This window comes from Streptococcus mitis (assembly GCF_002005545.1).
Lineage (GTDB): Bacteria > Bacillota > Bacilli > Lactobacillales > Streptococcaceae > Streptococcus > Streptococcus mitis_I.
Map to the genome: position 1 here is coordinate 402477 of NZ_LBMT01000001.1, position 24214 is coordinate 426690.

26 protein-coding genes, 1 pseudogene and 1 riboswitch are annotated in these 24214 nt (G+C 39.7%); of the genes and pseudogenes, 4 read left to right on the forward strand and 23 right to left on the reverse strand.

The window, feature by feature from the left end; all coding sequences use genetic code 11:
• Positions 1-66 precede the first annotated feature (66 nt).
• The gene (locus QS39_RS01940) at positions 67-297 is read left to right on the forward strand and encodes a hypothetical protein (protein ID WP_077804481.1); all 231 of its coding nucleotides are present in this window, start codon (positions 67-69) and stop codon (positions 295-297) included.
• A gap of 71 nt (positions 298-368) precedes the next feature.
• Here the strand turns inward: QS39_RS01940 and QS39_RS01945 are convergent, their stop codons facing one another.
• From QS39_RS01945 to QS39_RS02010, 14 genes are all read right to left on the reverse strand, one after another.
• Positions 369-2801 carry an ATP-dependent Clp protease ATP-binding subunit gene (locus tag QS39_RS01945; RefSeq protein WP_077804482.1) on the reverse strand — a complete coding sequence of 811 codons (2433 nt, stop codon included), beginning with the start codon at positions 2799-2801 and terminating at the stop codon, positions 369-371.
• A 1-nt stretch (position 2802) separates the two neighbouring features.
• Positions 2803-3261 carry a CtsR family transcriptional regulator gene (locus QS39_RS01950; RefSeq protein WP_077804483.1) on the reverse strand — a complete coding sequence of 153 codons (459 nt, stop codon included), beginning with the start codon at positions 3259-3261 and terminating at the stop codon, positions 2803-2805.
• Positions 3262-3383: 122 nt separating this feature from the next.
• On the reverse strand, positions 3384-4109 hold the full coding sequence (locus tag QS39_RS01955; RefSeq protein ID WP_077804484.1) for an ABC transporter ATP-binding protein: 726 nt from the start codon (positions 4107-4109) through the stop codon (positions 3384-3386).
• Complete coding sequence (locus tag QS39_RS01960) at positions 4109-5116, reverse strand: ABC transporter substrate-binding protein (RefSeq protein WP_061864811.1); 1008 nt, start codon at positions 5114-5116, stop codon at positions 4109-4111. The genes QS39_RS01955 and QS39_RS01960 overlap by 1 nt, the downstream gene beginning before the upstream one ends.
• A 37-nt stretch (positions 5117-5153) precedes the next feature.
• Complete coding sequence (locus QS39_RS01965) at positions 5154-5912, reverse strand: ABC transporter permease (protein ID WP_180374982.1); 759 nt, start codon at positions 5910-5912, stop codon at positions 5154-5156.
• The gene (locus QS39_RS01970; protein WP_077804486.1) at positions 5875-6165 is read right to left on the reverse strand and encodes a thiamine-binding protein; all 291 of its coding nucleotides are present in this window, start codon (positions 6163-6165) and stop codon (positions 5875-5877) included. Before QS39_RS01970 ends, QS39_RS01965 begins: the two co-directional genes overlap by 38 nt.
• 68 nt (positions 6166-6233) lie before the next feature.
• Positions 6234-6336: riboswitch (TPP riboswitch) on the reverse strand.
• Positions 6337-6418: 82 nt separating this feature from the next.
• A complete protein-coding gene (gene cbpD, locus QS39_RS01975) occupies positions 6419-7534 on the reverse strand; it encodes a choline binding-anchored murein hydrolase CbpD (protein ID WP_077804487.1) in 1116 nt (371 codons plus the stop codon).
• An 88-nt stretch (positions 7535-7622) separates the two neighbouring features.
• Positions 7623-7889 (reverse strand): Veg family protein, encoded by a 267-nt coding sequence (locus QS39_RS01980; protein WP_000128619.1) that lies wholly within the window; start codon positions 7887-7889, stop codon positions 7623-7625.
• On the reverse strand, positions 7886-9244 hold the full coding sequence (gene dnaB / locus QS39_RS01985; RefSeq protein WP_077804488.1) for a replicative DNA helicase: 1359 nt from the start codon (positions 9242-9244) through the stop codon (positions 7886-7888). Before dnaB ends, QS39_RS01980 begins: the two co-directional genes overlap by 4 nt.
• A gap of 43 nt (positions 9245-9287) precedes the next feature.
• Complete coding sequence (gene rplI, locus QS39_RS01990) at positions 9288-9740, reverse strand: 50S ribosomal protein L9 (protein ID WP_000864214.1); 453 nt, start codon at positions 9738-9740, stop codon at positions 9288-9290.
• Positions 9737-11710, reverse strand: a complete 1974-nt coding sequence (locus QS39_RS01995) for a DHH family phosphoesterase (RefSeq protein WP_033678760.1) — start codon at positions 11708-11710, stop codon at positions 9737-9739. Before QS39_RS01995 ends, rplI begins: the two co-directional genes overlap by 4 nt.
• A 135-nt stretch (positions 11711-11845) precedes the next feature.
• The gene (hpf, locus tag QS39_RS02000; RefSeq protein WP_000599100.1) at positions 11846-12394 is read right to left on the reverse strand and encodes a ribosome hibernation-promoting factor, HPF/YfiA family; all 549 of its coding nucleotides are present in this window, start codon (positions 12392-12394) and stop codon (positions 11846-11848) included.
• A gap of 79 nt (positions 12395-12473) precedes the next feature.
• Positions 12474-13136 carry a ComF family protein gene (locus tag QS39_RS02005; RefSeq protein WP_033678763.1) on the reverse strand — a complete coding sequence of 221 codons (663 nt, stop codon included), beginning with the start codon at positions 13134-13136 and terminating at the stop codon, positions 12474-12476.
• On the reverse strand, positions 13133-14431 hold the full coding sequence (locus QS39_RS02010) for an ATP-dependent helicase ComFA (protein WP_077804489.1): 1299 nt from the start codon (positions 14429-14431) through the stop codon (positions 13133-13135). The genes QS39_RS02005 and QS39_RS02010 overlap by 4 nt, the downstream gene beginning before the upstream one ends.
• A 56-nt stretch (positions 14432-14487) precedes the next feature.
• Here QS39_RS02010 and QS39_RS02015 point away from each other — a divergent pair, with 56 nt between their 5' ends.
• The 3 genes and pseudogenes from QS39_RS02015 to cysK all read left to right on the forward strand — a co-directional run bounded on the left by QS39_RS02015 (position 14488) and on the right by cysK (position 16335).
• Positions 14488-15123, forward strand: coding sequence for a YigZ family protein (locus QS39_RS02015; RefSeq protein ID WP_077804490.1), 636 nt, complete (start codon positions 14488-14490; stop codon positions 15121-15123).
• A 93-nt stretch (positions 15124-15216) separates the two neighbouring features.
• Positions 15217-15312 (forward strand): annotated as a pseudogene (locus QS39_RS11230) (PH domain-containing protein); the annotation flags it as partial.
• Between the two features lie 96 nt (positions 15313-15408).
• Entirely contained in the window at positions 15409-16335 is a 927-nt protein-coding gene (gene cysK, locus QS39_RS02020) for a cysteine synthase A (protein ID WP_077804491.1), read from the forward strand.
• Positions 16336-16455: 120 nt separating this feature from the next.
• Here the strand turns inward: cysK and tsf are convergent, their stop codons facing one another.
• From tsf to pgsA, 9 genes are all read right to left on the reverse strand, one after another.
• Complete coding sequence (gene tsf, locus QS39_RS02025) at positions 16456-17496, reverse strand: translation elongation factor Ts (protein WP_077804492.1); 1041 nt, start codon at positions 17494-17496, stop codon at positions 16456-16458.
• A gap of 78 nt (positions 17497-17574) precedes the next feature.
• Complete coding sequence (gene rpsB / locus QS39_RS02030; RefSeq protein ID WP_000268459.1) at positions 17575-18354, reverse strand: 30S ribosomal protein S2; 780 nt, start codon at positions 18352-18354, stop codon at positions 17575-17577.
• A 222-nt stretch (positions 18355-18576) separates the two neighbouring features.
• On the reverse strand, positions 18577-19764 hold the full coding sequence (pcsB, locus tag QS39_RS02035; protein ID WP_000727020.1) for a peptidoglycan hydrolase PcsB: 1188 nt from the start codon (positions 19762-19764) through the stop codon (positions 18577-18579).
• 93 nt (positions 19765-19857) lie between these two features.
• Entirely contained in the window at positions 19858-20352 is a 495-nt protein-coding gene (gene mreD, locus QS39_RS02040) for a rod shape-determining protein MreD (RefSeq protein ID WP_077805503.1), read from the reverse strand.
• Positions 20352-21170, reverse strand: coding sequence for a rod shape-determining protein MreC (gene mreC / locus QS39_RS02045; RefSeq protein WP_033678775.1), 819 nt, complete (start codon positions 21168-21170; stop codon positions 20352-20354). The genes mreD and mreC overlap by 1 nt, the downstream gene beginning before the upstream one ends.
• Before the next feature lie 58 nt (positions 21171-21228).
• A complete protein-coding gene (locus tag QS39_RS02050) occupies positions 21229-22023 on the reverse strand; it encodes an energy-coupling factor transporter transmembrane component T family protein (RefSeq protein WP_050242842.1) in 795 nt (264 codons plus the stop codon).
• Positions 22016-22855 carry an energy-coupling factor transporter ATPase gene (locus QS39_RS02055; protein WP_077804493.1) on the reverse strand — a complete coding sequence of 280 codons (840 nt, stop codon included), beginning with the start codon at positions 22853-22855 and terminating at the stop codon, positions 22016-22018. The genes QS39_RS02050 and QS39_RS02055 overlap by 8 nt, the downstream gene beginning before the upstream one ends.
• On the reverse strand, positions 22840-23667 hold the full coding sequence (locus QS39_RS02060) for an energy-coupling factor ABC transporter ATP-binding protein (RefSeq protein ID WP_033685654.1): 828 nt from the start codon (positions 23665-23667) through the stop codon (positions 22840-22842). The genes QS39_RS02055 and QS39_RS02060 overlap by 16 nt, the downstream gene beginning before the upstream one ends.
• Positions 23664-24209 (reverse strand): CDP-diacylglycerol--glycerol-3-phosphate 3-phosphatidyltransferase, encoded by a 546-nt coding sequence (gene pgsA, locus QS39_RS02065; RefSeq protein WP_077804494.1) that lies wholly within the window; start codon positions 24207-24209, stop codon positions 23664-23666. The genes QS39_RS02060 and pgsA overlap by 4 nt, the downstream gene beginning before the upstream one ends.
• Between the last annotated feature and the right edge of the window lie 5 nt (positions 24210-24214).

Sequence of the window (24214 nt, forward strand, 5' to 3'; positions counted from 1 at the left end):
TCGCTTTCATCGCTTTAGACAAAGGAATATAATAACATTGAAATAGAATATAGGAGGTGCACTCTTATGCTCAATAAGTATTACAAGTATCTTCCTTGGTTGATTTTGGGAGCTATTGGCTCTTATCAGTCAGCCACTCACTATGCGCGAACTGCATTTGATGTGTTTTATCTGACTGCAATCTTTTTGATTGTTTATATCGCTTTGTTAGTTTTACATGAGAACTATCTCAAGTATCGATACAAAGACTTCTTTACTCACATGTTGAGTAATTCTAAGAGAGATAGCCATCCCTAAAACAGTCGCAACAGCAAAGCAAACTAATAAAGGCAAACAAAGAAGTCGGGAACTTTTCCCGACCTCGTTTTTTATGCAATATCAAATTTTAACTGGCCTGCTTTAACACCAATCTTAAGTGTGCTGCCTGACTCTAATTCTCCCTTGAGAAGAAGTTCTGCCAACTTGTCTTCCACTTCTGTTTGTAGGGTTCTGCGAAGTGGACGAGCTCCCATCTCTGGGTCATATCCTTGATTTGCCAACAATTTCAGTGCGGAAGCTTGTAATTTCAAGTCAATGCCTTTTTCAGCCAAACTTGCCACTAAAGGTTTAACCATAATCTTCACCACTTCCTGCATATGGTCGCTAGAAAGGCTATGGAAGACCACCTTTTCATCAATACGGTTGATAAACTCAGGTCTATAAGCCTTTTTCAACTCTTCAAACATGCGTTTTTCCATATTTTCCTGGTCAAAACGAATGTCCTTAGCCCCAAATCCGACAGTCTTATCATCACGAAGAGCTGTCGCACCAAGATTTGACGTCATGATGATAATGGTATTTGAAAAGTCAACCTTGCGCCCCTTGCTATCAGTCAAGACACCGTCATCCAAGACCTGCAAGAGAACATTAAAGATGTCTGGATGGGCCTTCTCTACCTCGTCAAAGAGGAGAACAGAGTATGGTTTGTTGCGAACCTTCTCGGTCAACTCTCCACCTTCTTCATAACCCACATAGCCCGGAGGAGCTCCATTGAGACGACTGGCTGCGAATTTCTCCATATACTCACTCATATCAAAGCGGATAAGGGCTGATTCATCGTCAAAAAGAACTTCTGCCAAAGCCTTGGCCAATTCGGTCTTACCGACACCTGTAGGCCCTAAGAACATAAAGGAACCAATCGGGCGCTTGTGACTGCGAATCCCTGACTGATTGCGGCGAATCGCACGACTAATGCTTGAAACAGCTTGATCTTGACCGATGACACGTTTGTGCAGTTCAGCTTCCAAGTTTAAGTATTTCTTAGCATCAGTCTGAGTCAGTTTTTGAACGGGGATACCTGACAAGCGACTCAAGGTGGTCAAAATATCAGACTCTGTCACCAAGTCTTTATAGACAGGCACTTCCTCTTCTTTTGCGATTAGCTGAGCTGCCTGTTTCCACTTACCATCCATCAAAGCCTTGTCAGCTGGACTCAAACCTGAATCGTCTGCTTTTACATGCTTTGCCTTATTTTGCACTGTTGCTGCTGCTTCATCCAAGAGGTCGATAGCAGAGTCTGGCAAGTGACGACTAGTCAAGTAACGATGAGCCATCTTGACGGCTGTTTCAACCGCTTCATCTGTGATTTGCACCCGGTGATGTTTCTCATAAGTCGCCTTCAAGCCTTGTAAAATGGTCATGCTATCTGTCACACTTGGTTCTTCAATCGTCACTTTAGCGAAACGACGAGAAAGGGCCGCATCTTTTTCGATATGTTTTTGATATTCTTCCTGAGTAGTCGCACCAACCGTTCTCAAAGTTCCACGCGCCAAGGCTGGTTTCAAGATATTGGCCGCATCCAGAGTCGAATCAATCCCGCTACCAGAACCCATAATAGTGTGGAGTTCATCGATAAAGAGGATGACTTGGCCATCTTCTTCAATATCCTTGATGATATTGTTCATGCGTTCTTCAAAATCACCACGGAAGCGTGTCCCTGCAACGACATTCATCAAATCAAGCTCTAACACGCGCATCTTAGCCATTTCCGTAGGAACATCCCCACTAGCAATACGCTGGGCAAGACCAAGTGCCAGAGCTGTTTTCCCGACACCAGCATCCCCAACCAAGACAGGATTGTTCTTGGACTTACGGCTCAAGATTTGAATCATACGCGAGATTTCCTTATCCCGACCGATGACTGGTTCTAACTTGCCAGAACGAGCTTGCTCCGTCAAATCATGCGTATAGTCCTCGAGACCACCACTCGGAGTCTGCGGCATGCCCATCATATTGGCCATGGAATTTTGCTTGTCAGCTACTGTACGATGGCGTTGACGTAAAGCCTTGAGATCTTCACGAGTCCAGCCTGCTCGTTCTTCTAAATTTCGACGTAGAGCAGCAATCTTGACCTGATCTTTCTTGTCTTCATAAGAAAAACCAGCCCTCTCCAAGATACGAGTCGCCAAGGCATTTCCATCATGCAAAATCGCATAGAGGACGTGCTCCGTCCCTAGCACCTTAGCATGGACCACTGACGCTACATACTCTGCTTCGTCAAAAAGAACCTGCAAACGATGGGAGAACGGCAATTCCGTAAAGGTTTCATCCTGGCTATAGTCCGTTTCAGTCAGTTCCAAAGCGACTTCTTCTAAACGGTCCATCTCATATGGATAATCATTTAAAGTTGCCCCTGCCACACTATAACTATGATTGGACATGGCAAGCAACAAGTGCCAAGACTCTAGGTAACGAGCTCCAAAATGGCCAGCAACCATGTAGGCACTTTCGATACATTCATTCAATGCTTTTGAATAGTTCATCTTACTTCCCTTTTCTATCTACCTCTTGTATGACCTGTCGTAGCATGTTTGCACGAACAACTGGAGCTTCTTCTCCTAGAACGCGATCCAAAACTACTGCTACCAGCAAATTCATCTCCTGCTTGGTCATCAATTCCTGCTCAACCAAAAGCTGGAGAATATCCTCATAAATTTCTTGACTGACCCGCTCACCAATTGAGTAAAGTAGCTCCCTGAGCATTTCATGATGACTAGAAAACTCAATCCGTCCTATACGAATGTAGCCTCCGCCACCACGCTTACTTTCAACCAAGTAGCCTCTACTTTCCGTAAAGCGTGTCTTGATCACATAGTTAATCTGACTAGGAACAACCTGAAAGGTATCTGCCAACTGACTCCGTTGCAACTCCACAATTCCAGACTGATCTAAAATCGCCTTGATGTAGGCCTCAATATGATCCGATGTATTTTTAAATCTCATTACAAACCCACCTCTCTCTTTAAACCTTGACTATCTTTGACTATTATACCGAAATTTTCTCATTTTTAAAAGAAAAAGGGCGCCGGTAAAGGATAATCTTCACCAACTCCCTATTTTTCTACTTATTCTAAGCCTAATTCTGCTAAGATTTGACGTTTGTAGGCAATCTTTTGAACTTCCTTGTCTTCATCTTCAGACCAATCTAGTTTAATTTCTGAAACAATCTGCCCAGGGCGATTTTTCAAGATATAGATGCGATCGCTGAGATTAAGGGCCTCCTCGATACTGTGAGTAATAATCAAGGTTGTTAGCTGTAACTGCTTGTGAATTTCAAGGTACCAAGCGTGGAGTTCCATCTTGGTCATCTCATCCAAGGCACTAAAGGCCTCATCCAAGAGAAAGAGCTTGTGCCCAAAAAGATAGGTACGAAGCAAGGCCACACGCTGACGCATCCCCCCACTAAGTTCATGAGGATACTTGTCTCGTACAGCTGTCAACTGGAAGGTCGCAAGAATTTCATCCGCTCGGGCAATAGCTTCTGCCTTATCCACTTTTTGAATCAAGAGGGGCAGGATGATATTGCCAAGCACCGTCTTGTGCTCCAAGAGCAGATCCTTTTGCAACATATAACTCACGCTCCCCTTGGGATTTTCTTCACCATCAAGGACAATTCTCCCTGACTGAACTTCTAAAATCCCAGCGATTAGATTAAAGAGGGTGGTCTTTCCAACACCACTTGGGCCTAGGATGGAAACCACTTCACCTGAAGTGACTTTCAGATTGATGTCCTCTAAAATCCTCTCCTGACCATAGGCATAACTGACGTGTTCTAGTCTTATTTCTGTCATTATTTCACAAATTCGTTGGTAAAGCCTTTGTCTGTCAAGTCTTCTTTAAGGATACCATTTTCTTTATCCCATTTGTAGAAGGCGTTCCAGCGAGCTGCATCAAATTGACCCCATTTTTCCTTGTCGCTTGCGTATTCTTTTGACAAGTATTTTTGAGATTCGATGACAAAGTCACGTTTTTCCTTGAGTTCAGGTGCATTCTTGATGAGAATATCAGCTGCTTCTTCCGGATGCTCCATAGCATATTGGTAGCCTTTTTTGATAGCTTGGATGACTTTACGAGCTTCTTCTTTATTATCTTTCAAATAGTCGTTGTTTGCGATGATAACTGGTGAATAGTAGTCAAACTCCTTGACGTAGTCTTTCAAATACATGAAGTTAGCCTCTACACCTTGAGATTTAGCAAGAATTCCATCCCAACCGTAGTAGATCCAAGCAGTATCAAAAACGCCATTGGCAATCGGTGTGATTGAGTTTGAGTCGTTGTTTGGTACTTTTTCAACTTTTTCAAAGTCTCCACCTTGAGATTCTACTAAGGTTTTCAACATAGCAAGTTCAGTTGGGTCATTCCAAGTTCCGTATTTCTTACCAACCAAGTCCTTTGGACTAGCTACATTGTCAGATTTACGAGAAATGATTCCTGATGTATTGTGTTCTACGATAGCTGCAACAGCAGTAATTCCTGCCCCTTTTTCCAATTTTTTAGCCATGTAGTCTTGGAAATAGACTGCAAATGGTGCCTTACCGTTAATAACCAAGTCAGAAGAACTTTCTTCTGGTGGCAATTTCAAATCAACATCCACTCCAGCTTCTTTGAAATAACCTTTTTCCTTAGCAACATAAAGCCCTGTGTGGTTGGTATTTGGTGTCCAGTCTAGGATAAAGTCAATTTTCTTGAGTTCTGCCTCTTTGTTATCCTTAGAAGCAGTTCCTTGGCCACAAGCTACAAGCACAACAGCTACAAGAGCTGTCACAAGCGTTAAAAACACTTTCCATGTTTTCTTCATTTTGATTTCCTCTTTTCTTTTTTGAAACATTCTAATTCTACGAACGTTTCCATTTAATCACATATTTCTCGCTGATATCGACCAACTTCATACCAAGAAGACTGATAATCGATACCAGAATAATAATAGCAAACATGGTATCATACTGAAACAGTTTCTTGGACTGAATCATGTAGACACCTAGTCCTTCAAAGCCTCCCAACCACTCAGATACCACTGTTGTGATAAAGGCGTAGGAGACACTGACCCTCAGACCTGCATAAAAGTAAGGCAGGCTGACTGGAATTTTAAAATGCCACAGGATTTGCCAAGGCTTGGCCCGCATCAGACTAAACAAGGTCAGCATATCCTTGTCGCAATGCCTAAAACCGTCCAAAATGCTGACGATGATAGGAAAGGTAGTCGTCAAGATAATCAAGACAATCTTGGGCAAAATCCCATAACCTAGCCACAAGACCAAGATAGGAGCTATGGCAATAGTCGGGATAGTCTGAACGACCACCATCATAGGGTAAATCAGGTCATTGAGCCAAGTCAAACTATCCATGAGCACAGCCATGAGACAGGCAATCAAGACTCCCAAAATTAGACCCAATAAAGCCACTCTCAAGGTTGCCCAGCTATGGTGCCAGAGAAATTCTCTATCACGCACAAAGGCCTGGAGGATCTCAAGAGGTGTCGGCAGGATAAACTTGGGGAGAAGTTTAAACAAACCTGCTAACTGCCAGATTGACAAGACTCCCAGAAAACCCAATAGACTAATGTGTCGTCTCAGTATACTTTTCAAGCTTCTCATCAATACTTAAAATCTCTCCTACATTTATTTTGACATTGGCAAAGACATTATCTGCCTCCTGCCCTGCCACTTCCAGCGCTTCTTTGAGAATACGCATGAGCTCATCAAACTCCCCTTCCAAGACCGTTTCAAATGGTGTCACCACCATGATCACTTCTTGAGCTTGCAGGTAAGCAATGACTTGATCGATAACAGCAATCCGATCAATCCCCTGTGCTAGGGGTAAAACTTGCAAGGCAATGCTTGCTTTCATAAAAACCTCCTCTTCTCGTTTTCCTTTGACAAAAAGAAAAACCTTTGCCATATATGGAAAAGGTCAAGAATAGACTAAGTATCGTTCCCTACGCTGGCATTACCCAGATCAGGTGCGGTCGAAGTTTAACACTTCCTCTCAGACTGTACACAGACTCCCATATATTATATGGACATATGATAGCGCAAAACAAAAAAAATGTCAAGGAAACTGCTTACAGAAAAGAGCAGGAAAAACTTCCTACTCCAATTTTCTATACTCGTTCTCCATCACTATTTACTCTGTAGCCATCCACCGTCGTATTAACAGCTAAGGCACCTGAAGAGTAAGAATAATACCACTTACCAGAAACTTGATACCAGCCTGTTTTCATTGCCCCTGAACTATCCAAATAGTACCACAGACCATTTTCCTTTAACCATCCTGTCTGCATTTCACCAGATGATTTCAAATAATACCAGCTAGAACCATCTTTCAACCATCCCGTTGATTTAGAACCATTTGATTTGAAATGATACCAACTACCATTTATTTTTTTCCAACCAACAGTCAGAACATCATTGGAACTACCTTCTGTTTGATTCTGCGATGACGCAACCTCCTCTAACTGAATATAACGACGACTTCCACTATAAGATATATAACTCAACCACTTGTATCCATCTTTTTCAAGTATCTGATCATAATGAACACTCTCACCTGGAGAATAATAGGCAATTGAAGTTGCACTAGCTAAAGGTTGATTTTTAATAGCTACCTTATTCTTAAAATAATGTGTTCCTCCTGAAGAAGACAAAGGTTGACTATTGAATACGTTGCTACTACTTACGACATTCCCTCCATCCAAATCTTTAAAATGAATAAATCCTGCCATTGTATTCGCTTTTATAATTCGTTTATTGTAGGATCCTGTATAACCATAGTTGTATTCCTCAATTTCTATATTATCCCCCATTACATTTGAAACCCAGGCAACATGACCATATCCTCCTGCAGTAGACCAAGCAATAGATCCAATCGTTGGTACACTATCTACACGATAGCCTTCACGACGAGCACGATGCCCCCATTCATTCGCATTTCCATAAGCTCCTGGAATCTCAAAACCATTGACACTACTCAAGCGAAAGGCTGCAAATGAAGTACACTGACGAGAGTACATGCGCCACTTATCAATTTCCTGACTCCCATTTTTATAATAGGCAGGATAATCATCTCCACGCGCAATCGATCCATTTCCTCCAGAATAGGCATATACACTATCACTCGCTACTAGCATCAATCCTACTGCTAAAAAAGGAACAACCTTTTTAACTGATTTTCTCAAAGAAAATCCTGTCTCTGTTACTTTGAATGGTAAAACTTTCATTCTTCCTCCTTGAAAAATAATATAAATTGAAGATTACCTTCACTTAAACTATTCGGAGAAAAAAGAAAAAGTGAGAAAATTTCTCACTTTAGTCCAAATAATGAATCAAATTCTTTTCCGTAAGGATATCTGAGTAAGTAAAGGATTCAACGTAAACATTAGCTTGTTTATCTCCTTCAACATTCCCAAATTCCACGATAAATAGGGATGGATAAACTTCAATTAGCTTACCCAATCTATTTTTTTGGCGCTTACGTCCATTTTCCAAAGTCATTTCAATTACATGACCCTCATGCGCCTTGATCTCCTCTTTAATTTTTTTCATCTTAGCTACATCTGTAAATGCATCTGTCATCTTACTTCCTCCCTCTTTGAGATACTTGAAAATTTATTGTATTCTTTTTGGAAAATTAATTCCACCGTTCCACGAGCTCCACTACGGTTTTTCTCGATAATAACTTCTACCTTATTATTTGGTATGCCTTCCTCTTCTTCACCACCACGCTCATAGTAATCGTCGCGATAAAGAAAGGCTACGATATCAGCGTCCTGCTCAATAGACCCAGATTCACGAATATCAGACAAGACCGGTCTCTTATCCTGACGTTGTTCTACACCACGAGAAAGCTGACTTAGAGCAATTACTGGAACTTTCAGTTCCTTGGCTAGGATTTTCAACTGACGTGAAATTTCTGAAACCTCTTGTTGACGATTTTCCCGACCAGTTCCCGTGATAAGCTGCAAATAGTCTATCAAAATCAAACCAAGATTTCCAGTTTCTTGAGCAAGTTTGCGTGAGCGAGAACGAATTTCCGTGATTCGAATCCCTGGTGTATCATCGATATAGATACTTGCATTCGCTAAATTCCCTTGAGCAATGGTATATTTTTGCCACTCCTCATCAGTCAATTGACCCGTACGGATAGAATGCGATTCTACCAAACCTTCTGCCGCCAACATACGATCCACTAGACTTTCCGCACCCATTTCGAGCGAAAAGATAGCAACCGTTTTGTCCAACTTGGTCCCAATATTCTGTGCAATATTCAAGGCAAAGGCTGTCTTACCAACCGCTGGACGGGCTGCTAAGATAATCAACTCCTCTTCATGCAGACCAGTCGTCATATGATCCAAGTCACGATAGCCTGTCGCAATCCCTGTAATATCGGTCGTTTGTTGCGAGCGAGCTTCCAGATTTCCAAAGTTGATATTCAACACATCTCGAATATTCTTAAATCCACTTCGATTAGCATTTTCACTGACATCAATCAGGCCTTTTTCTGCCTGAGCAATAATTTCATCAGCTGGTTGCGAAGCCTCGTAAGCTTGATTGACAGACTCTGTCAACTTGGCGATTAATCGCCGTAGCATTGCTTTTTCTGCAACAATCTTAGCATAATACTCCGCATTAGCAGAAGTTGGCACAGAATTGACAATCTCAACCAAGTAAGACAGGCCACCAATATTCTGTAAATCACCTTGATTATCAAGAATGGTACGAACCGTTGTTGCATCTATAGCATCGCCACGATCGGATAAGTCAACCATAGCTTGGAAAATCAAACGATGGGCATACTTAAAAAAGTCCCGAGACTCAATATATTCTCGCACAAAAACAAGCTTACTCTCGTCAATAAAGATAGCCCCTAAAACGGATTGCTCAGCTAAGATATCTTGAGGTTGTACTCGTAACTCTTCTACTTCTGCCATCAGACTTCCCTTCCTTTTACAATCTTGTCAAGAAGGTGTAAACTTATCCTTCCTTCACACGAAGATTGATTACACTTGTGATATCTTGATAGATTTTCACTGGTACATCAATCAAACCAACTGCTCGAATCGGAGCTTGTACTTGAATATGACGTTTATCAATCTTAATTCCAAATTGCTTTTGCAATTCTTCTGCAATCTTCTTATTGGTAATAGAACCAAAGGTACGGCCATCTGGACCAACTTTTTCAACAAATTCTACAACCGTTTCTTCTGCTTCAAGTTGTGCTTTAATTGCTTTTGCTTCTGCAATCATCTCAGCGTGAGCTTTCTCTTCTGATTTTTGTTTACCACGAAGTTCACCTACAGCTTGAGCAGTTGCTTCTTTTGCTAGATTCTTTTTGATAAGAAAGTTTTGTGCGTACCCTGTTGGTACTTCCTTAATTTCGCCTTTTTTACCTTTCCCTTTAACATCTGCTAAAAAGATTACTTTCATTCTTCTTTCTCCTTTTCCTTTATTTCATTTAATACAATTTCTGTCAGTTTTTCACCTGCTTCTGACAAGGTTAAATCCTTAATTTGAGCTGCTGCCAAATTAAAGTGGCCTCCACCGCCTAACTCTTCCATAATCCGTTGTACATTCAGTTTACTACGACTGCGAGCTGAGATAGAGATAAACCCTTGTGTATTCTTCGCAAGAACAAAACTCGCTTCAATACCTGACATAGCTAACATGGCATCTGCTGCCTTACTAATAACAACTGTATCATAGCATTTCGAGTCCGTAGCCTCTGCTATCAATACATCTGAACCTAATTTACGCCCCTGTAAAATCAGTTCATTGACCTCACGATATTCTTCAAAATCTGTCGCAGCAATTTCTTGGATAGCAATACTATCACTTCCTCTCGTTCTGAGATAGCTAGCAACATCAAATGTCCGACTAGTCACTCGTGAGGTAAAATTCTTAGTATCCAACATCATACCAGCCATCAAAACACTGGCCTGCATACGACTCAAACGATTTTTCTTAGAATTCTGGAACTGAATCAATTCCGTTACCAACTCACTGGCACTACTTGCACCACTTTCGATATAAGTAATAACCGCATTATCTGGAAAATCCTGATCCCTTCGATGGTGGTCAATGACGATGGTTTGGGTAAATAAATCATAAAAATCTTTTGATAAAGTTAGAGCTGTCTTTGAATGGTCTACAAGAATCAACAAAGAACGATTGGTCACCATCCCCATTGCATCCTTAACAGACAACAACTTTGTAACTCCTTCTTTTTCTAAGAATGAAACAGCTCGTTCTATATCCGGCGACATTTGTTCTTCATCGTAAAGAGCATAGCTATTTTGAGTCACATTGCTGGCAAATAACTGCATACCTACAGCAGAACCCAAAGCATCCATATCCAGATTTTTGTGACCAACTACAAAAACCTGATCCACACTACGAATCTTATCTGAAATAGCCGTCATCATAGCACGCGTACGAGTCCGTGTACGTTTGATTGAGGCAGCAGACCCACCACCAAAATAAACTGGATTTTTCGTTTCGTCATTCTCCTTGACAACCACCTGGTCGCCACCACGCACTTCAGCCAAGTTCAAGTTGAGCAATGCAACTTTCCCTATCTCATCATGATTTCCATCACCATAAGAAAATCCCATACTTAAGGTCAAAGGCAACTGTCTCTGTTTCGACTCTTCTCTGAAAGAATCAATAACAGAAAATTTATCGTTCATCAATCCCTCAAGCACCGTGTAGTCCGTAAATAGATAAAAGCGATCCATACTTACTCGACGGGAGAACATGGCATGTTTACCAGCAAATTCTGAAACAAAATTGGCTACAAAACTATTGATATGACTGATATCAGACTCCGATGTTTCATCTTCTAAATCATCATAGTTGTCAACAGAAACAATCCCAATCACAGGTCGACTCGTCACTAACTCAACAGTCGCTTCGTATTCTCCAGACACATCAAAGAAGTAAAGAACTCCAGACACCTTGTCCATATGAACCGAATAGCGAGTCTCACCTAAGGTAGCATAAGAACCTGGATTTCCTACCGATGCCTTGATAATTGTTTGAATTAATGCCACATCAATCTCGCCCACTTCATTAGTTAAAATCAATTCAGCGTAAGGATTGAACCATTCAACTTCACCTGACGATAAGTCTAATTTAATAACTCCGACAGGCATCTGTTCTAACAAGGTTGTCAAACTTTCTTCAGCTTGGTGGTTTACATACTGGATTTGTTCTACTTCACTCCTTGAGTAATAGTCTCTCTGATGGATGAATAGTAAAATATATGAACCCAAAATAAGTAGCAAAAGAAATAGCGTTACCAGTGTATTCGTTACAAAAACAAGTTGCACAGATAGCACTCCGAACGCCACTATTCCTAATATTAAGGGGAAAATAGGACTTACATAAAATTTTTTCATTCCAAACCTCTTGGCACCCATTATACCATAATAACCACCAAAAAGCGACTTTTTAAAAGTGTAATCAGTAATTCTATCAATTATAAGAAAAAGGAGGTTTACAATTCAGTAAACCTTCCTTTACACACATTGAAATTAAGATTCTTTAACTTCTAACAAACCAATTTCGCCATCCTCACGACGATAAATCACATTAGTTGTTTGATCTTCAACATCCACATAGATAAAGAAATCATGTCCCAACAAATCCATCTGTAGAATAGCTTCTTCCAAATCCATTGGTTTTAAATCAATTTGTTTTGAACGAACAACTCTAGACTGGACAACATTTGGATCTTCCACCAAAGCATCTGTAAATAATTGACTAGTTGCTACCTTGTTTTTATTTTTACGCTCGATTTTTGTTTTATTTTTACGAATCTGACGTTCAATTTTATCGGTTACAAGGTCAATTGAACCATACATATCTTGAGACACATCTTCTGCACGAAGAGTAATTGATCCAAGCGGAATCGTTACCTCCACTTTAGCCGTTTTTTCACGATACACCTTCAAGTTAACTCGAGCATCCAACTCTTGTTCAGCTTGAAAATACTTTTCGATCTTTTCGAGTTTAGAAACTACATAATCACGAATTGCTTCTGTTACTTCTAGGTTTTCACCACGGATACTATATTTAATCATATGAGTACCTTCTTTCTAAACATTTTTGTTTTTCTGATTTCATTATAACGCTTTCATTTTATTTTTGCAAATTTTTTCCTCATCTTACAAGGGAAAATGTTTTCACATCCTCAGCACCCGCTTCTTCCAGCAATCTCTTCACACGATTTATAGTTGTTCCAGTAGTATAAATATCATCTATAAGTAGGATTTTTTTAGGAATAGTGACTCCACTTTTAATAAAGAAAGGAGATTCTGTCTCCAAACGCTCTGAGCGACTTTTAGAAGAACTAGCTCGCTCTTCTCTCTTTTCTAATAAATCCAGATACGCAAAGTCTGCTGCTTCAACTAAACCTTCAACCTGATTAAATCCTCTATCAGCATATCTATCAGGACTTAGGGGAATTACAACAAATTGATACTCTTTGTACATTTTTAACTCCTCACTTAAAAATGAAGCGAACACTTTTCTTAAAAGAAAGTCTCCATCAAACTTATACCGACTGAAAAAATCCTTCATAGCTTGATTGTAAGTAAAAATCGCTCTATGACTAACCTCAACTCCTTCTTTACACCAAAATTGACAATCTTGACACTTTGTTGACAATCCTATTTTCATACAGTTTGGACAGTGCTCTTCTTCAATTCTCTCAAAAGTAGAATCACAATCTAAACAAAGACAGGAGACATCATTCCTTAGAAGTAAGAGGCTACTAAAAGTTAAAACAGTCTTTATAACCTGCCCACATAACAAACACTTCATAGACCTGCCTCCTTATTCATCTGTTGAATTTCCCTAATTGCCTTTTTGATTGAAGCATTTAACCCATCATGGAAGAAAAGCAAATCTCCTGTCGGTCTGTCCATACTCCGACCGACACGTCCTCCAATCTGTATTAAACTAGACTTGGTAAACAGACGATGATTGGCTTCTACTACGAAAACATCCACGCAAGGAAAGGTAACTCCACGCTCCAATATCGTCGTACTGATAAGTATTGTCAGTTCTCCATCTCGAAATGCTTGTACCTGCTCTAATCTATCCTCTGTTACAGAAGATACAAATCCAATTTTCTCATTTGGAAATTGCTCCTGTAAAATTTCTTTTAACTGTTCCCCTCTCTTAATTTCTGATGCAAAAATGAGTAACGGATAAGCTGTCTTTCTCTGTTTCTCGATATAAAACTTTAATTTTGGTGACAAACGATTCTTATCTAAGTAGCGATTAAAATCAGATAACCAAACTGGTTTTGGAATAATCAATGGATTCCCATGAAATCGTATAGGCAAACTCAACCTTTTTAATTCTCCTAAACGGACTTTCCTATCTAACTCATCTGTCGAAGTCGCTGTTAAAAAGATTCTCAGCCCATTCTCCTTTACACTATTCTTGACAGCATAGTAAAGCGTGGGGTTGTCAACATAAGGAAAGGCATCTACTTCATCCACTATCAGTAAATCAAAAGCTTGATAAAATTTTAATAACTGATGGGTTGTCGCAACAACTAGTGGTGTTCTAAAATAAGGTCCCGATTCTCCATGTAGGAGGGCTATCTTACAAGCAAAATCCTTTTGCAGGCGCTTATACAGCTCCAAACAAACATCTATGCGAGGACTGGCCAAACACACTGCACCACCCCTATTAATCACCTTAGCCACAACTTGATAAATCATTTCTGTCTTTCCAGCTCCTGTTACAGCGTGAACCAAGGTTGGCTCCTGCTTGTCTACTGCTCGAATCAGTCCCTCTGATACCTTCTCTTGAAAAGGAGTTAATTTACCACTCCATTTAAGAACATCTTGCTTCAGAAAATCCTCCTGCGGAAAATAGTATAAAGCTTGATCACTCCTGACTCGCTTCATCAGCAAGCACTCTCGACAATAGTAAGCACCGATGGGCAAATACCATTCCTCTGGAATAATACTATTACAACGTTGACAGAAAAGTTTCCCCTTCTCCTTTCTCATTGCTGGAAATTTCTCCGCCAACTGACGTTCCTCTTCTGTTAATTCATTCTCAGTAAACAAACGACCGAGATAATTTGGATTTACTTTCATACTTCTTTATTCGTAAAAACCTAGCGCTTTAGATGATTTTTTAGTACAATTAAATCATGGAATTTAGAACAATTAAAGAGGACGGACAAGTCCAAGAAGAAATCAAAAAATCCCGCTTTATCTGTCATGCCAAGCGTGTTTATAGCGAAGAAGAGGCTCGTGACTTCATTACCACCATCAAAAAAGAACACTACAAAGCGACGCATAACTGCTCTGCCTTCATTATTGGGGAACGTAGTGAAATCAAACGTACAAGTGATGATGGTGAGCCCAGTGGTACTGCTGGCGTTCCCATGCTAGGGGTACTAGAAAATCACAATCTCACCAATGTCTGTGTGGTCGTGACACGCTACTTTGGTGGCATTAAGTTAGGCGCTGGAGGATTGATTCGTGCTTACGCAGGCAGTGTTGCCTTAGCTGTCAAAGAAATTGGCATCATTGAAATAAAGGAACAGGCGGGCATTGCTATTCAAATGTCTTACTCTCAGTACCAAGAATATAATAACTTCCTTAAAGAACATAATCTCATGGAACTGGATACAAACTTTACAGATCAAGTCGATACGATGATTTATGTTGATAAAGAAGAAAAAGAAACTATTAAAGCTTCACTTGTGGAATTTTTTAATGGAAAAGTCACTTTAACTGATCAAGGTTTACGCGAAGTTGAGGTTCCTGTAAACCTAGTGTAAACAATGGATAATGCAGCGTTTCACTGACATTTTCACCGCTACTTTAATTAGCAACATAAAAAGATGCTTGCCAAAACCTACTAGAAAATGAAGCAATTCAAAAAGAAAACGGATAGCGTTCTCCTTTACACCTATTTACTAGAATTAGCCTATCACAATCGCTTAAAAATTAATGGCTTAGACCTGTGATATAAAAAAATCCTATCACTTCGATAGGATTTCTATATTTTACAAATGGTATAGATAGCGTTATACTAGAGATATCTTATACAAAGAGGTATTCATATGTCTATTTATAACAACATTACTGAACTAATCGGTCAAACTCCGATTGTTAAACTCAACAACATTGTGCCAGAAGGTGCTGCAGATGTCTATGTAAAACTTGAAGCATTTAACCCTGGTTCTTCTGTAAAAGACCGTATTGCTCTTAGCATGATTGAAAAAGCTGAACAAGACGGTATTCTGAAACCTGGTTCTACTATTGTTGAAGCAACAAGTGGAAACACTGGTATTGGACTTTCATGGGTAGGGGCTGCTAAAGGGTATAAAGTTGTTATCGTTATGCCTGAAACTATGAGTGTGGAACGACGTAAGATTATCCAAGCCTATGGTGCTGAACTCGTCCTTACTCCTGGTAGCGAAGGAATGAAAGGTGCTATTGCTAAGGCTCAAGAAATCGCTGCTGAACGTGATGGTTTCCTTCCTCTTCAATTTGACAACCCAGCAAATCCAGAAGTACACGAAAGAACAACAGGAGCTGAAATACTAGCTGCTTTCGGTAAAGATGGACTAGATGCCTTTGTTGCTGGAGTGGGTACCGGTGGAACGATTTCTGGTGTTTCTCATGCACTCAAAACAGCAAATTCTAACATTCAAGTTTTTGCAGTAGAGGCAGACGAATCTGCTATTCTATCTGGTGAAAAACCTGGACCACACAAAATTCAAGGTATCTCAGCTGGATTTATTCCTGATACACTGGATACAAAGGCTTATGATGGTATCGTTCGTGTAACATCAGACGATGCACTAGCACTCGGCCGTGAAATTGGTGGGAAAGAAGGATTCCTTGTAGGGATTTCTTCAGCTGCAGCTATCTACGGAGCAATTGAAGTTGCCAAGAAATTAGGTACAGGTAAGAAAGTCCTTGCTCTAGCACCAGATAACGGCGAACGTTATTTGTCTACAGCACTCTATGAATTTGAAGTGTAATCTCCTAAATACACTTAGCCCTTATTATAGGGCTTTTTATTTATAGCTTAAAAATAGGAACATCTCCCTATAAAGATCGACTGCATAGAAAAAGGAAGCAATTTGGCTTCCTTTTTATTATTAGTTATTCAAGGCTGCTGCCATTGTAGCTGCAACTTCAGCTTCGAAGTCGTTTGCAGCTTTTTCGATACCTTCACCAACTTCAAAGCGAGCGAACTCAACTACTGAGGCGTTAACTGATTCAAGGTATGCTTCAACTGTCTTGCTGTCATCCATGATGTATACTTGTGCAAGAAGTGTGTAAGCTTGGTCAACTTTAGTGTTATCAAGCATGAAGCGATCCATTTTACCTGGGATGATTTTGTCCCAGATTTTTTCTGGTTTTCCTTCTGCAGCTAACTCAGCTTTGATATCAGCTTCAGCTTGAGTGATTACTTCATCAGTCAATTGTGCTTTTGATCCATACTTCAAGTGTGGAAGAGCTGGTTTGTTAACCATTGCACGGCTTTCGTTGTCTTGGTCGATTACGTGGTTCAATTGTGCCAACTCATCTTTAACGAATTGTTCATCCAATTCTTTGTAAGAAAGAACTGTTGGTTTCATAGCAGCGATGTGCATTGAAATTTGTTTAGCAAGTGCTTCGTCTCCACCTTCGATTACAGAGATAACACCGATACGTCCACCGTTGTGTTGGTATGCTCCGAAGTGTTGTGCATCTGTTTTTTCAATCAAAGCAAAGCGACGGAATGAGATTTTTTCTCCGATAGTCGCTGTTGCAGACACATAAGCTGCTTCAAGAGTTTCACCTGAAGGCATTGTCAAAGCAAGAGCTTCTTCATTGTTAGCAGGTTTTCCTTCAGCAATAACTTTAGCTGTAGTATTTACCAATTCAACGAATTGAGCGTTTTTCGCAACGAAGTCAGTTTCAGCATTTACTTCAATAACTGCTGCAACATTACCGTTAACGTAAACACCAGTCAAACCTTCTGCAGCAACACGGTCAGCCTTCTTAGCTGCCTTAGCCATACCTTTTTCACGAAGCAATTCAATCGCTTTTTCGATGTCACCGTCTGTTTCTACAAGCGCTTTTTTAGCGTCCATAACTCCGGCACCAGATTTTTCACGTAACTCTTTTACAAGTTTAGCTGTAATTTCTGCCATTTTGATTCTCCTATATTTTTTAAAAATAGGAGAGCCGGGCTAAGCCCCGCCCTCCTAGGTAATTACTATTTATATGAATTAAGCGTTGTCGCCTTCTACAACTTCAACGATTTCTTCGATTGAATCTGCTTGAGCTTCTGAAGCTGCAAATTCTGCTTCAACTGCTGCTGCATCTTCACCTTGACGTCCTTCAATGATGGCGTCAGCCAATTTAGCTGTGATCAATTTAACAGCGCGGATAGCATCATCGTTAGCTGGGATGATTACATCGATATCATCTGGATCAGTGTTTGTGTCAACCATCGCTACAACTGGGATTCCCAATTTCTTAGCTTCTTTAACAGCGATTTGCTCTTTATGTGGGTCAACTACATACATTACATCTGGGATACGAGGCATATCTTCGATACCACCCAAGAATTTTTCAAGACGTGCACGTTGTTTATTAAGAAGTGCAACTTCTTTCTTAGGAAGAACTTCGAAAGTTCCATCTTCTTCCATACGTTTGATTTCTTTCAAACGAGCGATACGTTTTTGGATTGTTCCCCAGTTTGTAAGAGTTCCACCCAACCAACGGTGGTTAATAAAGTATTGACCTGAACGTACTGCTTCTTCAGCAACTGCATCAGCCGCTTGCTTCTTAGTACCAACGAACAATACAACTGCATCGTTAGCTGCTGCATCACGCATGAAGTCGTATGCTTGGTCAGCGTATTTTACTGTTTGTTGTAAGTCGATAACGTGGATTCCGTTACGCTCAGTAAAGATGTACTTAGCCATCTTAGGGTTCCAGCGACGAGTTTGGTGACCAAAGTGTACACCAGCCTCAAGAAGTTGTTTCATTGAAATTACTGCCATGAGTATTTCTCCTTTTTGTTTTTTTCCTCTTCTTGACTTCAACTCGCAAAACGACCCAAGGGCAACTGCTTCACAATTCATCAAGAATGAGTATTATCGTTCACACGACAATTTTCATTTTACCATACTTTTCCAATATTTTCAAGCTATTTTGATATAATTTTTAATAGGGATTGTCACGGTATAACCTGAAAAGAGGGCTCTATTCGAGTCCCTCTGTAATTAGTCTGCATAAATATATGTTACAAAACCTGAAGACGTAGTTGTCGGATTGAACCACCCACGATGATTTCCAAGCGTGCGATTACCAGCATAATTTGATTCTGAAACTTGGATACGTGTTGTTGATTCTACAGCAGTGACTACCGCTACGTGTCCATAGCCACCATCATTCCAACATGCAATCGCACCAACTTGAGGTGTTGAACCTGTACGGAATCCTGCAGCAGCTGCACTTGTAGCCCACTGCGCTCCATTACCCCAATAGTCTCCAGCCCAAGGTGCTAATGTTTTAACTCCCCATGTACATTCTCCAATTGGATAGCTTGAAGCATTTGTACTGTATGTTGGGCGTTGTTTGACTGCCACAGGAGTATATGTTGCTGATTCCGAAGAAGCTACAGCTTGAACCTGTGCTGCAAAAGTCGTATTTCCAGAAGCAACAACTGTTTGTTGTTGACTTACTTGTTTTGCCTTGTAAGCTGCTTCTGCCTCTGCTGCTGCTTTTGCTGCTACTTCTGCTTCTGCTTTTTTCTCTAGCAAACTTGCTTTTTCATCTTCTGCTGTAGCTTTTTCAGCAGCAAGATTTAATTCTGCAGCCTTCAACTCAGCTTGTTTCGTTGTTAAAGCTTGCGCATCATCAGACAATTTCTGTTGATTTGCAATTACTGTATTAATTGCGTCATTGTTTGCCACTTGCTTCTCAGAAATTGCTTTTTTATCTGCTTTTTGTTGTTCCAACATTTTGTTGTTAGCAGATACGATTTCATTCATTGCTGCTACACGTGAAATAGCTTCTGTAATTGATTTTGAGTTTACAATCGTATTGATGTAGCTAGTTGCAGCTCCATTTGTTTGAGCACTACGAGCTTGTTTTTCCAAAGAATCATTGCGAGATACAATGTTTTTAGAAAGTTCTGTAATCTCACTCTCAAGTTTTTTGGATTCTGCTTGTAATCTATCATTTTCAGCTTGCAAGTTAGATTGCTCAGCTTGAATAGCTGATACTTGCTCCTGAATTTGGTCAACTTGTTTTTGGGCTTCTTGTTGTTGTGCTGTTAAGTTACTAATTTTATTATCTTGAGCAGCAATTTTGTCATCAGTCGTTTCTGCATGCGCAGTTGTTAAAACAGCTACTTGAGAAACCATTACTGTACTTAATAAAAGTGACGCTAAGATTTTTTTCTTCATATTACGTAGATACTCCTTCTTTTAAAGACAATACTAGTATACCAAAAAAAGGCCTAATGAATATTACGCCTTTGTTACATTTTTGTTTCTTTCTTATAGATAATATCTTTCAAAAATAAACTGAAAAATAAGCATCCACACAAGATTTAAAATCATGGATGGTACTAGGCTATAAACGATAAAAATCGGCAGACTATCTACAGTTAAACCTACCGCTAATGCAAAGAGATAAGCTCCCATATCAAATAGAAAAGTCATGACAATAATTGCCAAGATTCTTGTCCAACGATTCAATAAAATAACACTATTCAATTTATGAAGAAAGGCTCCCAATAAGATAAATAAGAGAGTTGCAATCCCTATTAGATGGAAAAAGTAAACATCGTAAACCAAGCCAATCACAAAACAATAGACTAGGTAGAGGTACTCTGATACTTCTATCGTCTCAAATAATAGAAATAGAAAAAGAAAATGACTAGCCAAATGTACATGGGGGAAAAATGAGCCCAGAAGCTGGCTAATATGGGCGTCAATTAGAACAAAGAAAGGAAGTAATAAAAACACTCCAACCCGCTTCAACTGTCTCATCATGAATTCCCCACTAATTCTATCACATCCACATTATGAGTATCTGCACTCAATTTAACAGTTACTTCTCGTGTCAAATAGTCTGTACTATGCGTTGTGGCAACCACTTCACCAACAGGAATATCCGCAACGTTAAAGTTTCCTAATCCACCCGTTGTCACCTTATCACCTGTACTAATATCGCTATTGCTATTTAATTGACTAATTTTAAGAACTTCATTTTCCTTGTCGTAGCCAACAATAATTCCATAAATTGTGGTAGTGCCGTGTTGAATTTTAACAGAAATCTTATCAGCATTTTCCGTATTTGTCAGAAGGTTGACTATAGTAGAGTTCTCCTCTACTTTTGAAACACTCCCAATCAAGCCACCATTTGCAATAGCTAACATGTTCTCAGAAGCCCCTTTTGATTTACCTACATCTAAGGTCAATTCCTGCTTCCAAGATACCGGAGAACGCATAATAACATCTGCTGCCAAAGCCTTTGTAGCTTGCAACTTGGACTTCATACCAAGCAATTGCCGCAGTTGTTCATTTTCCGTCTTTAAACTTTCCGCCTCATTTGATTTAACTTCTAATTGGTAAATCTGTTTCTTCAAACTTTCATTTTCATTATATGTTCGTGTCAAATGTGCCAAATCTGATTTAACAGAATCAAACCACTGAAAAGGTTTTTGCACAACTCTATCAACCAATGAGATCCCATCTCCTAATTTTGTCACAATTGTACTTGAATAAGTCGTCGCTAAGAGAGCTGAGACAAGCAGAACAGTGACAAAAACAATAATGACATATTTTGATTTTTTAAAACGGTTCATATCCCTACCTTTATATCAAAAACTGTTACAGTAACTTTTTATCGATTCCTGAAATCTACTAAGATTTTAAGAAAAATAAACAACAACCAAGTACGAGAACAACAAGAATGGTCAGCGTATCCTTTCGAGTCCATTTCAATTGTCTGTATTGACTTCTGCCTTTTCCACCCTGATAACCACGCGCTTCCATGGCGATAGCCAAGGAATCTGCACGTTTTAAACTTGTCGCAAAAAGAGGAATCAAAATGGGAATCATCGCCTTTACTTTTTGAACGATGCTTCCTTCACCAAAATCCACTCCACGTGCTTTCTGCGCATTCATAATCCGCGTCGTATCATCCATCAAGGTCGGAACAAAACGTAGACTCATGGACAGCATCAATCCAATTTCATGAACTGGAACTTTCACACGCTTTAAAGGCGCTAACAAAGCTTCGACAGCTGAGGCCAAACTTAAGGGCATGGTCGTTAAGGTTAACAAAGTTGAAAAGAAAATAATTAATACAAAGCGACAAAAGATAATTCCAGCTTGTTGCAAAGCATAATCCGTAATTCTCACAAACGAAAACTCAAATAAAACATTCCCATTAGAAATGAAAAACAGTTGAAAAATAGTTGTGAAGGCAATCAAGAAAAACATAGATTTCAAGCCCTGAATAAAAAATGAAAGAGATACTCCGGACAAGGCAATAAATATCCCTGTCGCTATAAAAAGAATTAGATTCGTCAAGGGATTATTAGCCCAAAAAACGATTAAAATCAGTAGCATCATAGCCAGTAATTTGCTGCGTGGATCCAATCGGTGAACTATCGAATCCCCTGGGATATAACGCCCCAAAATCATACTATCCATTTAGCGACTCCTTGAACTCCTCTATCTTAATCGGTAATCGTTTAAATGACACGCCTCTATCAGCCAATCGTTTACAAAAGGCCGTAATTTTAGGTACTCCCAACTGCACTTCTTCCATAAAGACAACATCTTGAAAGACATCACTTGGTTTACCCCCCTTAACTAAACGTCCCTTTTCCATCACATAAACTTGATTTGCATATTCAGCAACGTCATCCATCAAATGCGTTACCAAGATAATGGTCATCCCTGACTGGTGGAGTTTTTTGAACAAATTCATCAGCTCTTTTCTTCCCAGGGGATCTAGGCCTGCTGTGGGCTCATCTAAGACTAATATGGCTGGTTCCATGGCAAGTATGCCTGCAATGGCGACACGTCTCATTTGTCCACCTGATAGCTCAAACGGACTGCGATCAAAAAGTGATTCATCAATTCCAACCAGAGCCAGTTTTTCACGCGCAATCTTCACAGCATCTTCTTCAGAAACTCCAAAATTTTGTGGTCCAAAAGCAACATCTTTCAAAACCGTTTCTTCAAAAATCTGATTTTCAGCAAACTGAAATACTAAGCCAACCTGTTTTCTAATTTGACGAATATCTTTATTTTTAGAAGTCGAGGTGATTAAGGCATCAAAAACTCGCACACTCCCTTGACTTGGCACCAATAAACCATTTAATAGTTGTAAAATAGTTGATTTACCACTACCTGTATGCCCAATTAAAGCCGTATAAGAACCATCTTCAATCGTCAAAGAAACATCCGTCAAAGCTGTTGAAGCTAAGGGAGTACCTTCTTGATATGTAAAACTCACATTTTCTAGAGCAATTCCCATAGCTTATCCTCTAGCTCACTTTCTGTCAAATAATTTTCAGGCAAATCATAGCCATTCTGGCTCAAAGAATGTTTTAATTGATTGGCAAAAGGATTGTCTAATCCAATTTGATCTAAATCATTTCGAGAGAAAAGAGCTCTTGGACTACTAGTTGATTCAATTGACCCTTTTTTCATGACCAATACACGATCACTCATGGCAACTTCTTCCAAATCATGTGTAATGGAAATGACGGTCATATCATAGTCTTTTCGAATTCCTTTTACTGTATCAATCAGTTCTCTACGCCCCTCAGGATCCAACATACTCGTTGCTTCATCTAAGATTAAAATAGCTGGTCTTAGGGCTACAACACCTGCAATGGCTACACGTTGCTTTTGGCCACCTGATAGACGCGCTGGCTCTCTCTTTTTAAAGTCCAACATGCCAACCAAATCCAGAGCTTCCTCCACTCTCTTTTTCATTTCTTGACGAGAAAGTCCCTGATTTTCCAAACCAAAAGCAACATCATCTTCAACAGTCGCTCCAACGAATTGATTATCTGGATTTTGAAAAACCATACCGATTTGACGACGTATATTCCAAACATTTTCCTCAGTCAGCCGTTGGCCATCAATTACAATCTCTCCGGATTCTGCTTCCAGTAAGCCATCAATTAAACGAACCGTCGTTGATTTACCACTACCATTATGCCCTACAATCGAAAGCCATTCCCCACGTTTCACGTGAAACGTAATATCCTTCACATCATAGTATTCTTGACTTTCCTTATAACGAAAAGAAAGATTTTTTACATCAATTACTGATTTCATTTCGAACCAAATGTCCCTTTAAATACATAGGCACTACTCTTGAAATAGTCATAGCCAGAGTAGATAGTGAAAAACAAGGCTACATAAAGTAGAACTTGACCAAGCAAAGTCCAATGTAATAGCAAGAAAATAATCGCAAACATCTGACTAAAAGTTTTAATTTTTCCAGGCATTGCCGCTGCTAAAACCGTTCCACCAGTTTCAACCAATAAAAGCCTTAAACCTGTCACAGCCAACTCACGACAGATAATCACTGCAACAATCCAAGCCGGAGCCATACCTAACTCAATCAGCATAATAAAAGCCGACATAACTAGTAACTTATCCGCCATAGGATCTGCAAATTTACCAAAATTACTGACCACATTCCATTTACGAGCTAAATATCCATCTAAATAGTCGGTAATACTGGCAACAGCAAAGATAATAGCTGCCACTATATGACTATCTATCGAATTTCCTATCGTTAAAATAAAGATAAAAATAGGTATAAAGAGAATTCGACCTATTGTTAAGAGATTGGGAATTTGTTCTTTTTTCATTCGTT